Genomic DNA, 13,512 nt, shown 5'->3' with positions numbered 1-13,512 from the left:
TCGTTTGTTGCTGGACGTGGATGTCTTGCAACCACGTCCATTTCCTTGCCTTGGTTACAGATAGAAATCACTGTTGGCAAGGCTGCTGATGCCGGTCAGTTGAATCGACATTTCAGCTGCGCTATCGCTGTCGGTGTTGAGATAGAGTACCCCCGCAGTTATTTTTAACTGACCTGCCTTGGAAAAGGCCGCTGAACTGCTGATAAGACCGGTAAATGTATCGTTTACCGAGGTTGTTGCGGTATTGGCATCAATTGTGCGGAGATCGATCTTGTCTTGACCGCGAATGAAGTCGGTGATGATATCGCGCGTAGTCGAGGTCAGTCCTGATTCGGTCAGGCTGTTAAAATCGAAAGTATCATAGCCGGTGCTGCCTGTGAGTATGTCACGGCCAGCCCCCCCAGTGAGGATGTCGTTGCCAAGGCCCCCATTGAGGACATCGCTTCCGGCATTTCCATAGAGCTTGTCGCTGCCGGCATAGCCATTCACAACATCGCTATAAGCCGAGCCGTTGAATGTGTCGTTACCAGCGAAAATGTATGACAACATGCCTTTGAAGTCGTTGCCAAGAATATAGTTGGCTATTTTATACGCATCATGACTTAGTCCGGATATTTCATATAGTTTGCTTGTGCTGTAATATTCATTGATTTTGCTGACGGTGCCCGTTGGCAGAAAATCGCTGTCATAAAATTTGCCATAGAAGTTTTGTTTTTCCAACCCGTTCTGTAGCGTGATTTGGTAATCACCAATATATGTTGCTTGATCATCATCGACGAATGATCCAGTGTTCATGTTGATTGCTTTGTATGCGGTTGCAATTGCCATTGCAAATTCCTTTTCGTTGATTGTTGGATTGGATTGTTTGATGCTTCTGTTTTGTTGCTATTGTTGATTTTAAAAGTTGTTATTGTTCGCGTTCTTTATTTGAAAATCGAATTTGAGGTTAATTAAAGTTTCGAGTAGTAATGCATAGAGCTTATAGTTGTTTTTTTGTAAAATGTCAAATTGCGTAAGCAATTGTGAGGTGTAGCATGAACGCCCCCGACCGCCCCATCCCCCATGCCCTGACCATCGCCGGTTCCGATTCCGGCGGTGGTGCTGGCATCCAGGCTGATCTAAAAACCTTTTCCGCGCTGGGTGCGTATGGCATGAGCGTGATTACGGCGCTTACGGCGCAGAATACGCGCGGGGTGTCGGCCGTGCATCCGGTGCCTCCGGAGTTCGTGCACGCGCAGCTGGATGCGGTGTTCAGCGACATCCGTATCGACAGCGTGAAACTCGGCATGTTGGCGAATGCGCAGATTGTGTCCGCGGTGGCCGAGAGCCTGCAGCGCTGGCAGCCGCGCTTTGTGGTGGTCGATACGGTGATGATCGCCAAGGGCGGGCATGCGCTGCTGCTGCCCGATGCGGTGGCCGGTATCCGCGAGCAACTGTTGCCACTGGCGAGCCTGATTACGCCCAATTTGCCGGAAGCAGCGGCGCTGCTGGATTGTGCCGAAGCGCAGACCGAAGACGAGATGCTGTGCCAGGGCGAAGCGCTGTTGGCGCTGGGGGCAAAGGCGGTGCTGATGAAGGGCGGTCACCTGCCGGGTGATGAATGCCCGGACTGGCTGCTGGTGGCGGGGCAGGAGCCGCTCAGTTTTCCGGCGCGGCGCATTCCGACGCGGCATACGCACGGCACCGGCTGCACCTTGTCGGCGGCGCTGGCGGCGCTGCGCCCGCAGTGCGCTGACTGGGCCGCGACGGTACAGCACGCCAAGGCCTGGCTGCTGCAGGCGATTGCCAACGCCGAGCGCTTGCAGGTCGGCCACGGCATCGGTCCGGTCCATCATTTTCATGCGTGGTGGTAATGCGCGAGCTGGCGAAGCTGCTGCTGCAACTGCTGGCCTTTCTGCTTATGCTGCTGGCAGGATTTTTCCTGTTTCCTCTAGCCACGCTGGCTGCCTGGCCGCTGGGCGTGCTGGTCTTGGCCGGTTTCTGGCTGCTGCTGCTCGCTGGTGAATACTGGCAGCGTGAATTGCTTAAGGCGACCGGCTGGTTACTGCTGCTGGGGAGCGGCTTTTCCTGTTTCTACCTGTATGACCGCTTGAGCGGTTCTCAGCCGGCAGCGCCCTGGCTGGCGGCGATTCCCGGCCCTTTAGTGACGTTGCTGGCCGTGCTGGTCTTGTTGCCATTCTGGTTTTTGTTGCCGCTGTGGGCGCAGCTGGCAGCTCGGCTGCTGCGGGGTGAGTCGCCAACGATCCTGCTGCCGGGCAGGGATATGCGGTTTTTAGTGGGTGTGCTTGGCTGGTGTCTGCTGCTGCTGGGCTGCGTGCTGCTGGTCCTTCTGCTGCCTTGGCAGGGCTGGGTGCTGGCAGGCTGCTTGCTGCTGGGGATGCTGTTTCTGCTCTGGCAGCAGAGCAGTGAGGAACGGCTTGTGCCGCTGGCGCCGGGGCTGGGCTTGTTCTTTCCGGCATGCTGGCTGCTGGCCCGGGCGCTCTGGCCGGCCGGCTTGCCGCTGTGGTCCTGGTCTGGCATTGGTCTGTTGCTGGTTGCACTGCTTGTGGTCTTGCTGCTGCTCGGTGTTATCGTGCATCTGGGCTGGGTGCTGCGCGGTCGGCCGGTACCGCCGATTGCGCCTGCGCCCGAGCAGGGGCCGCCGCGGGGCATCGAGAAGCCGGCGCGGTCGTCGCCGGATGTCTCCGGCTGATAGGTTACGCGAGTGTCGGCAGCGCCGGGAGGATGTCGGCGATGTTTTGCAGCAAGGCTGCACGACGGGGGCTGATCAGCGTTGCCAATCCCGTATCGCAGTCGAGTTGCTGCTGCAAATTGTCCAGGTCGTGCAGCTCGCCCAGCAGGGTCTGCAGTTTTTTCAGCTGGCCGGCTGGCGCAGGCGGTTGGGCCAGCAGGGCGCCGGCTTCCTGCAGATAGCGTAGTCGCTTGATGGTTAATCTGAGCCGGTGCCAAGCCGCGCTGCTGCTGGCCGGGCTTAATCGCGGCAATTGCCGGCGCAGCTGTCGCTGCAGTTTTTGCCGGCGTCGGACAAAGCGCTTCGAGGTGGTGCCTTTCTTTTGTTCTGGCCGCTGTCTTGTTGCCTGCAACAGACCCTGCCAGCGCCGCCGGCTCAGCTCGGCCACTACGACCCGGTGCTCCCGCGCCGCAGCCGAACGCAGCGCTGCAAGCTGCGGATGCTGTGGCTGCAGCCCGGCCAGCAGATCCGCCAGCACATCGAGATCGCGGGCGGCATCGGTCAGTTTTGCCATCTGGCGCCAGCGCCGGCGCAGAGCCCGATCACGAGCTTTGGGTTGTCGCAGTGGCAGCAGCGCACGCAGGGTTCGTATGGCTACACGCAACTCGTGCAGTACCTCGTCGTCGTAGTTGCGCAGCAGGCGCGAGCGGCAGCGTGCGATCTCTGTCACCAGCTGTGTTTCCACCTGCTGCAAGCGATCCTGCATGTCCCTGATCTCCGGAACGGTCTGGGTTCAGTCTAGTCCAGACTGAGACTGGCGATACAGTTGTCGGGTATGAGGCTGTAGGCCCTGCTGCCAGGAGCTTATGGAGCTATGGGGTTGGGTGTATTAATGGCCTAGCCATTGTTGTGCCAGTGCGTGCGCCGCCTGCAGGTCACTGACGACCGGCATCCCCAGTGCCAGGGTCTCCGTGGTCGGCTGTTTCAGGTCCGGAATCATGATGACCTGGCAACCGGCTGCATGGGCGGCGCGCACGCCGAAGTTGGAATCCTCGAAGGCTAGGCAGGCTTGCGGCGCTTGCCCCAGCCGCGCAGCAGCTGTCTGGTAGATTTCCGGCGCCGGCTTGGGCTGGCTGACTTCGTCACCGCACACGGTCGCACTGAAATAGGGCCACAGGCCGGCGGCCTTGAGGTGATGTTCGGCGATACTGCGGCGGGTGGATGTGGCGACGGCGCAGGGCAGGCCGCAGGCTTTCAGCCATTCGAGCATGGTGATGATGCCGGCCTTGTGCGGGATCGGTGCGTCGGTGAGGGCCTGGTAGTGGCGGTGCGTGCAGTCGATCAGGTCGCGGATCACGCCGGAATCGGACAGGTATTCGGCGAGATGCGCGGCAATCTTGCTTGAATGCATGCCAACCATGCCGTAGATGGCGTCATCCCCCAGCGATACGGCCAGTTCCTGTGAAGCAGCTTCCCACGCACGGATGGCAATGCGCTCGGTGTCGAGCATCAGTCCATCCATGTCGAAAATGGCGGCGCGGATCGCGGGGTGGTGCGGATAGGCGTGCTGCATCATACTTCCTGTCTATAATCGGGTCTGGCCGGCGCGTAGTGTACTACGGCTGTGCGCCGGATCCATTCGTAGCATTACTACATACTGTGCCCGTGAAGAAAACTCCGCCTGCCGATCTCTGTCCCTGTGGCTCCGGCCACGCCTTGCCGCTGTGTTGCGGCCGTTTTCATGCCGGAGAGGCCGCACCTGACCCCGAGCGGCTGATGCGCTCGCGCTACAGCGCCTATGTGCTGGAGCTTGAATCCTACCTGCTCGCCACCTGGCATGCATCGACCCGTCCCGAGGCATTGGCATTGGGTGAGGAACCTCGCCCGAAATGGCTTGGGCTGGCGGTAAAACTTGCCGAGACGGATGGTGAGCGCGGCGTGGTGGCGTTTGTGGCCCGCTACAAGGTGGGCGGACGCGCCTATCGCATGGAAGAGCACAGCCGTTTTGTACGCGAAGACGGGCGCTGGTTTTATGTGGATGGTGACGTCAGCGATTAGGCTCCCCGCAGAAGCCCTGCCACAACGCCGTGCCGGTTGCCGCCGCCACGGCGTTGTTGTTTGCGCCATCCTGAGGCAGAGCAGTGCACCAAAAGTGTGAATACGTCACAAGCGCGTAGTATTGCTACGCTACGATTGGTTCGTGAAATTGTTATACCTACACCGCAAGTAGCTGATAAATAACGACTATTACATTTAAAGTGTAGTCAAATACATTGCGTTACGTTGAAAATCATGTAGTTTGCCTACAAAAACACTTGCACTGTTTTGGTAGTTTTGATAAAGTTCGTTCTGTCGACAAACCGACACCACTGATGAAAGCCTCCAGGCCCCAGAAGGGCGCGGAGCACCGAAGGAGAATTGAAATGCGTACTCTGATGAAGCTGGTAAAGAATGCTGAATTTGCTCAGCAGATGGTAGTCAAGGCTTACGGCTGGCAGCTGACCCGCTCCCTGTAAGGCCCTCCCGGAGTGATATCTCCGGATGATCGAATTCCTGTGATCTGTTTCGTGGCGCAAGCCACATGCTGTTAGGTAGCGCGAGCTACTGGTTTTCTACGGCGCAAGCCGTTGTGTTATCGACTCCTCATCCTCCTGTGCCCGGCCGATGCAAATCCGCCGGGTTTTTTTTGTGCATTTTCTGCGCGCAGGCAAAACAAAAGCCGGGACAAGCCCGGCTTTGCTTTGGAGTCAGCTGGATCAGCCCGGCAGGTGTGCGAGCAGCTCCAGTGGATGATTGATGGCGAGATCGGCGCCCCAGCGCTGCGGCTCGTCGCTGCTGCTGATGTAGCCGTAGCTGGCCAGAACGGTGGTCATGCCGACCCGCCGCCCAGCCTCAATATCACGTTCGGCATCACCCACATAGAGGCATTCGGCCGGGTCAATTCCCAATTCTGCAGCGGCATGCAGCATCGGCTTGGGGTCTGGCTTGGGTATGCCGACCGTATCACCGGAAACACAGGTCTGCGGGGCGATAGGGAGGGGGAGTATTTCAATCAACGGGTCGGTGTAGCGCATCGGCTTGTTGGTGACGATACCCCATTTCAGGCCGCGTTCGCCCAGAGCGGTAATCAGCTCGTTCACCCCGTCAAACAGCCGCGTTTCTTCGCACAGCGCTGTTTCGTAGTGCCGCAGGAAGCGCTCGCGCAGGCTGGCAAACTCGGCATCGGCCGGGCCGATGCCAAAACCCAGTTCCAGCAGGCCGCGTGCGCCGTGGCTGGCGACTGGCCGGATGGCGGTGTAAGGCTGTGCCGGCCGGCCTTCTTCGGCCAGCAGGCGGTTCAGTGCCGCACCCAGATCGGGGGCGGTATCGGCCAGTGTGCCGTCAAGATCGAAGAGAACGGCGCGGATCATAGCGGTTTCCGGCAGGCCATCAGGTAATTGACATCGGTGTCGCCGCCGAGGCTGTAGATCTGCGTGAGCGGGTTGTAGTGCATGCCGCGCACATCGGCGGTTTCCAGTCCTGCCAGCCGCGCCATGCGGCCCAGTTCGGACGGTTTGATGAATTTGCCGTAGTCATGCGTCCCGCGCGGCAGCATGTTCAGCACGTATTCGGCGCCGATCACGGCTAGCAGATAAGCCTTGGCATTACGGTTCAGCGTCGAGAAAAAGACCCAGCCGCCCGGCTTGACCAGCCGAGCGCAGGCTGCGATCACGCTGGCCGGTTGCGGCACATGTTCCAGCATTTCCAGGCAGGTGACGACGTCGTAGCTTTCCGGCTGGGCTTCGGCGTGTTCTTCTACCGGCACGCAGCGGTAGTCAACTGTGAGCCCCGATTCGAACAGGTGCATCTTGGCGACTTTCAGCGATTTTTCCGCCAGATCGATGCCGGTTACGCTGGCGCCGCGTTCTGCGAGTCCCTCTGACAAAATGCCGCCACCGCAACCGACGTCGAGGATGGTCTTACCGTTGATACCGGCGTATTCGTCGATGTAGCCGATGCGCAAAGGGTTGATTTCATGCAGCGGCTTGAACTCGCTGGTCTTGTCCCACCATTTGTGGGCCAGTGCGGAAAATTTGGCGATTTCGGCGGCGTCGACGTTGATCTGTTGCTCGGTCATGCGATGGTCCTGTCTGCGGCATCCCTGTTGGCGATGATTCGGGCCTGCCAGCGTTGTGCGGCAGCCAGTGCGCGAGTGGCAATCGGCCCGGTGTGCTGGTGTTCGGCAAAGACGCGGCGTCCGGCGATCCAGACGTCGCTGACCTGGCTGCGGTCAGTGGCGTACACCAGCTGCGATACCGGATCGTAACACGGCTGTGCGCCGCTTGCTGCGAGGCTGACGGCAATCACGTCGGCCTGAAGCCCCGGTAACAGACTGCCAATCTGGTCCTGAAGGCCGAGTGCGGCCGCACCGTTGTTCGTTGCCATCTGCAGGGCATCCCATGCCGGTAGCGCGGTCGGGTTATGGTCGGTGGCCTTGGCCAGCAGAGCAGCCAGCCGCAGATCGGCAAACAGGTCGAGTTTGTTGTTGCTGGCGGCGCCGTCGGTGCCAAGCCCGACATTCACGCCGTGGCGTTGCAGCGCCGCGACAGGGGCAAAGCCCGACGCCAGTTTCAGATTCGACGCCGGATTATGCGCGACGCTGACGCCGTGTCTGGCTAGCAGGTCCATTTCCGCATCGGTGACATGCACCATGTGCGCGGCGACCAGCTGGCTGCCCAGCAGTCCCAGTCGCGCCAGGCGCTCCAGCGGCCGCACGCCGTGCTCATTAAGGCTGCCGGCGATTTCATCCTGTGTTTCATGGATGTGGCAGTGAATGCCCATTCCCAGCTCGTCGGCCAGCGTGATCACGCGACGGAAGGTGGCATCGCTGACGGTGTAGGGTGCATGTGGTGCCAGAGTGAAACTCACCAGTTGCTCGCCGGCAAACTGGTCGCGGCAGGTCAGCGCCTTGCTGATATAGGCGTCGGCATCGCTGGCGTAGGGCGTGGGGAATTCCAGAATCGAGCAACCCACGACCATGCGGTAATGTGCATCGATGGCCGCTCGCGCGACGGCATCGTGGTGGAAATACATGTCGTTGGTGCAGGTTACGCCGCCGGCGATCAGCTCGGTAATCGCCAGCTGGGTGCCGTCGAAAACGAATTCGTCACTGACATGCCGCGCTTCCGCAGGCCAGATGTGCTGCTGCAGCCAGTCCATCAGTACCAGATCGTCGGCGTAGCCGCGCAGCAGTGTCATTGCGGCATGGCAGTGCAAATTGATCAGTCCGGGGAGCAGGGCATGCTCGGGCAGGCTGACTGCATCGGCATCCTGATACTGCACGCGCGCCGCAGCGGCTGGCAAAATGTCGTGGATGCGGTTCTCGCGAATGATAAGTGCGTGCTGTTCGAGAGCCGTGCGGGAGTGGGGCTGGATAAGCCAGCGCGGGTAGAGGGCCTGCAGACGGGGCATGAATGATCCTGAGAGGCGTTTTCCGGACATCAGAAACGAAAAAAGCCGACCTTGCGGTCGGCTTTTTGCACTGCCGGGCTCGAATTACTGAGCAGCGGAAGCAGCGGAAGCGTCGGAAGCAACAGCAACTTCGGAAGCAGCCGGAGCGGAAGCAACTTCGGAAGCAACCGGAGCGGAAGCTTCAACAACAGCGGAAGCTACCGGAGCTTCTTCTTTCTTGCCGCAAGCAACCAGACCCAGGGCGAACAGAGCAGCAACGAGCAGGGACTTCTTCATTTTTTATCTACCTTTGAAAGATGTGAATACACAGAGTGTTTTTGTCGGCAAATCGACCGAGATCGATTGCCTTAAACTTGACGGCATCACTGGTCAACCGATGTGGCGAATACTACCGAAGTTGCCGGTACAGTACAGGGGGCGAAGTGTAACGTCGTGTACTGATATGCACCCTGTCTTCCCACCTCCAAAGCGACACCTAGAGCGACAGTCGCTGCCAGGCCAGATCCGGTGCGGAAATTTGCCACATTTCTTCAAATGACCGTTCCAGTTGCCTGATTATGCTGGTGTTTTTTCCGGTTTCGCCACGAGGCCAGTCGAAGTGGTGGCGCAGCAGATAGTGTTGTCCGTCTGCAACGATAAAGCCTTTATCCCACTGGCAGAGGGCCTCACTGTCGACGCGTTGCAACAACAGACGATGAGCGAAGCGATCCAGCAGGCGGGTGAAGCGCGGGCAGGCGCCGGCGAGGTGCGCGACATCGAAGCAGAGCAGGCGCAATTGCGGGTTGCCCGGCTGCGTCAGAAAGCTCTGGATCAATGCTTCGGCGTCAAGGCTGCCCAGCGGGCTCTCGCTGAAATCACGCTCGCACAGGATCAGGCTGCTGCGAGCCTGTGCGAGCGTTGCGAGAAATGCCTGCCTGTACGAGGTATAGTCGGCAAACTTAACTGGTTCGCCGTCTTGCTCAGGATGCGGGGTGGAGGTATCCAAGCTGGTATTGCTCATACAGCAACTCCTGCAATGCGTCATCGTAATTGCCTGCATCCAGCCGGCGCTGGTGAGCCAGCTGCTGCAAGGCGGGGTGGCATTCGGGCTCGCAGTCAAGCTCTTCGCCGTTCAGATAGAACTGTTCACCCTCGAACAGGAGCTGGCTCTTGCTGTCCAGGCGGATGCCATGGCAGGCCAGCTGTTCGGCAAAGTCGTCAAAATCCAGCTCACGCGCCGGTGGCGTGAAAAAGACATGCGGTTTGGGTTCGGTGAAGTAACGCCCGACGAAGCGGCGGATGGTGCTTTCGTCCCACTGCACTTTCTGCAGCATCGCGGTGATGCTGGCGACAAACTCATCATCAATGCGGCCCGGCTCACTGGTCGGCTGGCGATCGGGGTCGCTGTACATGCCTTCGAGACAGATTTCGTCCTGCAGGAATTCGAGAAATTTCACCGCGATTTCCTGCGTGCGCGGGGCCCGAAAGCCGATGGACCAGGTCATCCCCGAGGTAAGGGCGATGCCGTGGTGGGCATATTTGGGTGGCAGGTACAGCATGTCGCCGTGTTCCAGCACCCATTCCTGTTCGGGATGGAAATCGCGCAGTACGCGGATGGGCGCATCCTCGATGAAATTGCCCTCGTCATCGCTGGAAATCTGCCATTGCTTCTGGCCGCCAACCTGCAACAAAAACACATCGTAGCTGTCATAGTGCGGGCCGACCGAGCCGCCCGGCGGTGCCCAGGAAATCATCAGGTCATCCAGCCGGGTGTAGGGCAGGAAGTTGAAGCGCTGCAGCAGTTCATCCATCGCGGGGTCGAGGTGGTTCATGTTGCTGACCAGAATGGTCCAGTCGCTGTCTGGCAGGCGGTTGAAACGTGCCTTGTTGAACGGGCCGTGTTCCAGTTTCCATTTGCCGTTGCGCTGCTCGATCAGGCGGCTTTCCACGTCGTCACGCTGCGCGAGCCGGGTGAGGCCGGCCAGATCGATCATGCCTGGGAAGTCGGTGACAGCCTGACGGATCAGCAGCGGTTTTTTCTGCCAGTAGTCGCGGAGGAATTCTTCAGGGGTGAGGCCACCCAGTAATTGCAAACCCATTTCCTGCTCTATAACGTAATTCATAACAACAAGCATTATGCCCCGACTGGAGAAGCCATGCTGCAAGCCGGTGATCTGGCCCCCGATTTCGAACTGCCCGATGCAAGGATGGAGCTGCTGCGGCTCTCTTCTTTTCGCGAAACTGCAAACATCGTGCTGTATTTTTTCAACAAGGATCACACCCCGGGAGGGATTACCGAGGCGGTCGAATTCAATGAACTGCTGGCTGAATTTGCCCGGCATGATACGGTGGTGCTCGGGGTCAGCCTTGATGACTGTCTGGCGCACGAAGCCTTCCGCGAAGAGGAGGGGCTGGATTTCGACCTGCTGGCCGATACCGAAGGCGAGGTCAGCAGGCTTTACCATGTACTGACCGAATGGCAGGCGCAGGGCATGGTAAGATATGGCATCGAACGTTCGACCTTTGTCATCGACAAGGCGGGCGTTATCCGCCTTGCCCTGTATCATGTGCAGCCCAAAGGGCATGCGGCCGAAGTTTTCGCTTACGTTAAACAGTTAGGACAGCTCAATGCAGATCGCTAAAAATTCCGTCGTGACTCTCCACTATCAGATGTACGACGCCGAGAACAACCTTCTCGACCAGACCGAGGAGCCGATTGCGTATCTGCACGGCGGCTACGACAACATCCTGCCGCTGGTCGAAGAGGCCCTGCACGGCAAGGGGATCGGCGACAGCGTCGAAGTAACCATGCAACCGGATGATGCCTTTGGCGAATTCGATCCGGATCTGGTGCGCGAAGAAGAAAAAGACGTTTTCCCGTCCGACGTCGAAGTCGGCATGATGTTTGAGGCCGATGATCCGGTTTCCGGCGATCTGCTGGTGTTCCGCGTCACCGAAATCGACGGCAACAAGGTTGTCGTCGATGCCAACCACCCGTTTGCCGGCATGACCATCCGCTTTGTCGCCAAGGTGACCGAGGTGCGTTCGGCCAACGACGAAGAAATCGCGCACGGTCACGTGCACGGCGCCCACGGCCATCACCACTAAGCGGATGCGCCTGAACAGAACCCGCCCGCTGCGGCGGGTTTTGTCTTTTTGGCCGGCAGGGTGTTTGTAATGCCGGCTTGTTTGCTCTGTTGACTAACCACCAACCACCAGGATGACCCCATGCTCCGTATCGCCGAACTCAAGCTGCCACTGGAACATACCTCCGAAGAACTGTCTGCCGCGATCCTCCAGCGGCTGAAAATCCGCGCCGAGGACCTGCTTGGCTTCAGTGTGCACAAGCGCAGCTTCGATGCGCGCAAGTCGCACATGATGCTTACCTACATCATCGATGCCGAGGTGGCCGGCGAAGGCAAGATTCTGGCGAAATTCAAGGCGGATCCGCATGTCGGGCCGACTCCGGACATGAGTTACCACTATGTTGCGCAGGCACCGGCCGCCCTGCCGCAGCGCCCGCTGGTGGTCGGCTTCGGGCCCTGCGGGATTTTCGCTGCACTGCTGCTGGCCCAGATGGGCTTCAAGCCCATCGTGCTCGAGCGCGGTCGCGAAGTGCGCAAGCGCACGCAGGATACCTGGGGGCTGTGGCGCAAGCACATTCTGAATCCGGAATCGAACGTGCAGTATGGCGAAGGTGGGGCAGGCACGTTCTCGGACGGCAAGCTCTACAGCCAGATCAAGGACCCGCGTCATCTCGGTCGCAAGGTCATGGAAGAATTCGTCAAGGCCGGTGCCCCCGAAGAAATCCTCTGGCTGGCCAAGCCGCACATTGGTACTTTCAAGCTGGTCGGCATGGTTGAGAAAATGCGTGCCGAGATCATCGCCCTGGGGGGCGAGATTCGCTTCGAGTCCCGCGTTGACGATCTGATCATCGACGAGCGCGATGGCCAGAAGCAGTTGCGTGGCGTCCGCCTGGCCGACGGCAGCGAATTGTTCAGCGAGCACGTGGTCTTGGCGCTGGGGCACAGCGCCCGTGACACCTTCGCGATGCTGCATGAACGCGGCGTATTCATGGAGCCCAAACCCTTCTCGGTGGGCTTTCGCATCGAGCACCCGCAGTCACTGATCGACAAGGCGCGCTGGGGCAAGTATGCCGGCAATGAAATTCTGGGTGCCGCAGACTACAAGCTGGTGCACCACGCGGCGAACGGCCGGGCGGTCTACAGCTTCTGCATGTGCCCGGGCGGCACTGTGGTGGCGGCGACCAGCGAAGAAGGGCGGGTGGTCACCAATGGCATGAGCCAGTATTCGCGCAACGAGCGCAATGCCAATTCGGGGCTGGTGGTCAGCATCGACCCCAGTGATTATCCGGGCGGAGCACTGGCCGGGATCGAATTCCAGCGGGCGCTGGAAAGCCACGCGTTTGTGCTGGGCGGCAGCAATTACAACGCGCCGGCGCAGCTGGTGGGAGATTTTCTCGCAGGCCGCCCGTCGACGGCGGTCGGCTCGGTCGAGCCGTCCTACAAGCCCGGGGTGACCTGGACCGATCTGAGCAGTGCCTTGCCGGATTTCGCCATTGCCGCCATGCGCGAGGCGATTCCGGAAATGGCCAAGAAAATCCGCGGCTATGACATGCATGATGCGGTGCTGACCGGCGTGGAAACCCGCACGTCTTCGCCGTTGCGCATCACTCGAGGCGATGATTTCCAGAGCCTGAATGTGCGCGGCCTGTATCCGGGCGGCGAAGGTGCTGGTTATGCGGGCGGGATTCTGTCGGCCGGTGTCGACGGCATCAAGCTGGCGGAAGCCGTGGCACTGGCCATCGCCCGGAGCTGAACCATCGGGCCGGCGACCTGTTGCGGCATTGTCGCGAGTGCGTCCGGGTAATTGTGTCGTAATTTGATGGGTATGTTTCTGAAGGCCTTATGAAATAGGCCTTGTGCGCGTATACCCATCATGCATTGTCGCGTGGTTCAGTGAGCCCCATTCGATCGGGCTGGAAGGGTTCTCACTGGGCGCGGGATGTATAGCATGTAGCTATCACGGCAGTGGCAATGATCAATCATGAGTTTTGTTGATAATGTATATCATTAACTTAATCGCACATGAGGAGATCGCCATGCTCAAGACCACCACCTTTGCCGTGACCCACTTTTCCGTGGCGTTTGCTGTTGCCTATGTGCTGACCGGCAGTTTCGGTGTGGCCAGCCTGCTGGCACTGGTCGAACCGATGGTGAATACCGTGGCGTACCATTTCCACGAGAAAATCTGGGAGCGCATTCGTCTGCGCCGCGGACAGACTGCGGCCGCGCAGCCAATGCACTTTGGCCACCCGGCACATTGAAGGCAGGCATCTGGCGCCATCCGTCTGCCCGTGCCTCTTGTGGCCGGCGTGCGGCGCGCCGCTG

16 protein-coding genes are annotated in these 13,512 nt (G+C 59.5%); 7 read left to right on the top strand and 9 right to left on the bottom strand.

The genetic code is table 11. The features are described from left to right. Positions 1–54: 54 nt before the first annotated feature. A complete protein-coding gene (locus INR99_RS17725; protein ID WP_194116314.1) occupies positions 55–828 on the bottom strand; it encodes a calcium-binding protein in 774 nt (257 codons plus the stop codon). A gap of 206 nt (positions 829–1,034) precedes the next feature. Here INR99_RS17725 and thiD point away from each other — a divergent pair, with 206 nt between their 5' ends. Next, on the top strand, positions 1,035–1,853 hold the full coding sequence (gene thiD / locus INR99_RS10585) for a bifunctional hydroxymethylpyrimidine kinase/phosphomethylpyrimidine kinase (protein ID WP_194116313.1): 819 nt from the start codon (positions 1,035–1,037) through the stop codon (positions 1,851–1,853). After that, on the top strand, positions 1,853–2,692 hold the full coding sequence (locus INR99_RS10580; protein ID WP_194116312.1) for a hypothetical protein: 840 nt from the start codon (positions 1,853–1,855) through the stop codon (positions 2,690–2,692). The genes thiD and INR99_RS10580 overlap by 1 nt, the downstream gene beginning before the upstream one ends. Before the next feature lie 4 nt (positions 2,693–2,696). Here INR99_RS10580 and INR99_RS10575 read toward each other — a convergent pair whose 3' ends face one another. After that, the gene (locus INR99_RS10575; RefSeq protein WP_194116311.1) at positions 2,697–3,437 is read right to left on the bottom strand and encodes a CHAD domain-containing protein; all 741 of its coding nucleotides are present in this window, start codon (positions 3,435–3,437) and stop codon (positions 2,697–2,699) included. 123 nt (positions 3,438–3,560) lie between these two features. Then, on the bottom strand, positions 3,561–4,244 hold the full coding sequence (locus INR99_RS10570; RefSeq protein ID WP_194116310.1) for an HAD family hydrolase: 684 nt from the start codon (positions 4,242–4,244) through the stop codon (positions 3,561–3,563). Between the two features lie 92 nt (positions 4,245–4,336). On the opposite strand from INR99_RS10570, the gene INR99_RS10565 reads away from it, so the two are divergent. Beyond that, positions 4,337–4,729 (top strand): YchJ family protein, encoded by a 393-nt coding sequence (locus INR99_RS10565; RefSeq protein WP_308431478.1) that lies wholly within the window; start codon positions 4,337–4,339, stop codon positions 4,727–4,729. Positions 4,730–5,427: 698 nt separating this feature from the next. Here INR99_RS10565 and INR99_RS10560 read toward each other — a convergent pair. The 6 genes from INR99_RS10560 to INR99_RS10535 all read right to left on the bottom strand — a co-directional run bounded on the left by INR99_RS10560 (position 5,428) and on the right by INR99_RS10535 (position 10,224). Continuing rightward, positions 5,428–6,081, bottom strand: coding sequence for an HAD family hydrolase (locus tag INR99_RS10560; protein WP_194116309.1), 654 nt, complete (start codon positions 6,079–6,081; stop codon positions 5,428–5,430). After that, positions 6,078–6,788, bottom strand: coding sequence for a bifunctional 2-polyprenyl-6-hydroxyphenol methylase/3-demethylubiquinol 3-O-methyltransferase UbiG (gene ubiG, locus INR99_RS10555; RefSeq protein ID WP_194116308.1), 711 nt, complete (start codon positions 6,786–6,788; stop codon positions 6,078–6,080). The genes INR99_RS10560 and ubiG overlap by 4 nt, the downstream gene beginning before the upstream one ends. Next, complete coding sequence (locus INR99_RS10550) at positions 6,785–8,122, bottom strand: TRZ/ATZ family hydrolase (protein WP_194116307.1); 1,338 nt, start codon at positions 8,120–8,122, stop codon at positions 6,785–6,787. The genes ubiG and INR99_RS10550 overlap by 4 nt, the downstream gene beginning before the upstream one ends. Before the next feature lie 84 nt (positions 8,123–8,206). Continuing rightward, positions 8,207–8,398, bottom strand: coding sequence for a hypothetical protein (locus INR99_RS10545; RefSeq protein WP_194116306.1), 192 nt, complete (start codon positions 8,396–8,398; stop codon positions 8,207–8,209). A 199-nt stretch (positions 8,399–8,597) separates the two neighbouring features. Then, positions 8,598–9,122 carry a DUF7931 domain-containing protein gene (locus INR99_RS10540; protein ID WP_194116305.1) on the bottom strand — a complete coding sequence of 175 codons (525 nt, stop codon included), beginning with the start codon at positions 9,120–9,122 and terminating at the stop codon, positions 8,598–8,600. Next, the gene (locus INR99_RS10535) at positions 9,082–10,224 is read right to left on the bottom strand and encodes a cupin domain-containing protein (RefSeq protein WP_228098199.1); all 1,143 of its coding nucleotides are present in this window, start codon (positions 10,222–10,224) and stop codon (positions 9,082–9,084) included. Before INR99_RS10535 ends, INR99_RS10540 begins: the two co-directional genes overlap by 41 nt. 33 nt (positions 10,225–10,257) lie before the next feature. On the opposite strand from INR99_RS10535, the gene INR99_RS10530 reads away from it, so the two are divergent. From INR99_RS10530 to INR99_RS10515, 4 genes are all read left to right on the top strand, one after another. Continuing rightward, positions 10,258–10,743, top strand: a complete 486-nt coding sequence (locus tag INR99_RS10530) for a peroxiredoxin (RefSeq protein WP_194116304.1) — start codon at positions 10,258–10,260, stop codon at positions 10,741–10,743. Next, entirely contained in the window at positions 10,730–11,209 is a 480-nt protein-coding gene (locus INR99_RS10525; protein ID WP_194116303.1) for an FKBP-type peptidyl-prolyl cis-trans isomerase, read from the top strand. Before INR99_RS10530 ends, INR99_RS10525 begins: the two co-directional genes overlap by 14 nt. 120 nt (positions 11,210–11,329) lie before the next feature. Next, positions 11,330–12,940 (top strand): NAD(P)/FAD-dependent oxidoreductase, encoded by a 1,611-nt coding sequence (locus INR99_RS10520; protein WP_194116302.1) that lies wholly within the window; start codon positions 11,330–11,332, stop codon positions 12,938–12,940. A 283-nt stretch (positions 12,941–13,223) separates the two neighbouring features. Beyond that, positions 13,224–13,448 carry a DUF2061 domain-containing protein gene (locus tag INR99_RS10515; RefSeq protein WP_194116301.1) on the top strand — a complete coding sequence of 75 codons (225 nt, stop codon included), beginning with the start codon at positions 13,224–13,226 and terminating at the stop codon, positions 13,446–13,448. The last annotated feature ends 64 nt before the right edge of the window (positions 13,449–13,512 follow it).

Source organism: Chitinilyticum piscinae (genome assembly GCF_015223195.1).
Classification (GTDB): domain Bacteria; phylum Pseudomonadota; class Gammaproteobacteria; order Burkholderiales; family Chitinibacteraceae; genus Chitinilyticum; species Chitinilyticum piscinae.
The sequence above is the reverse complement of the archived record's forward strand: the minus strand, read 5'-3'. Positions and strand labels throughout refer to the sequence as shown.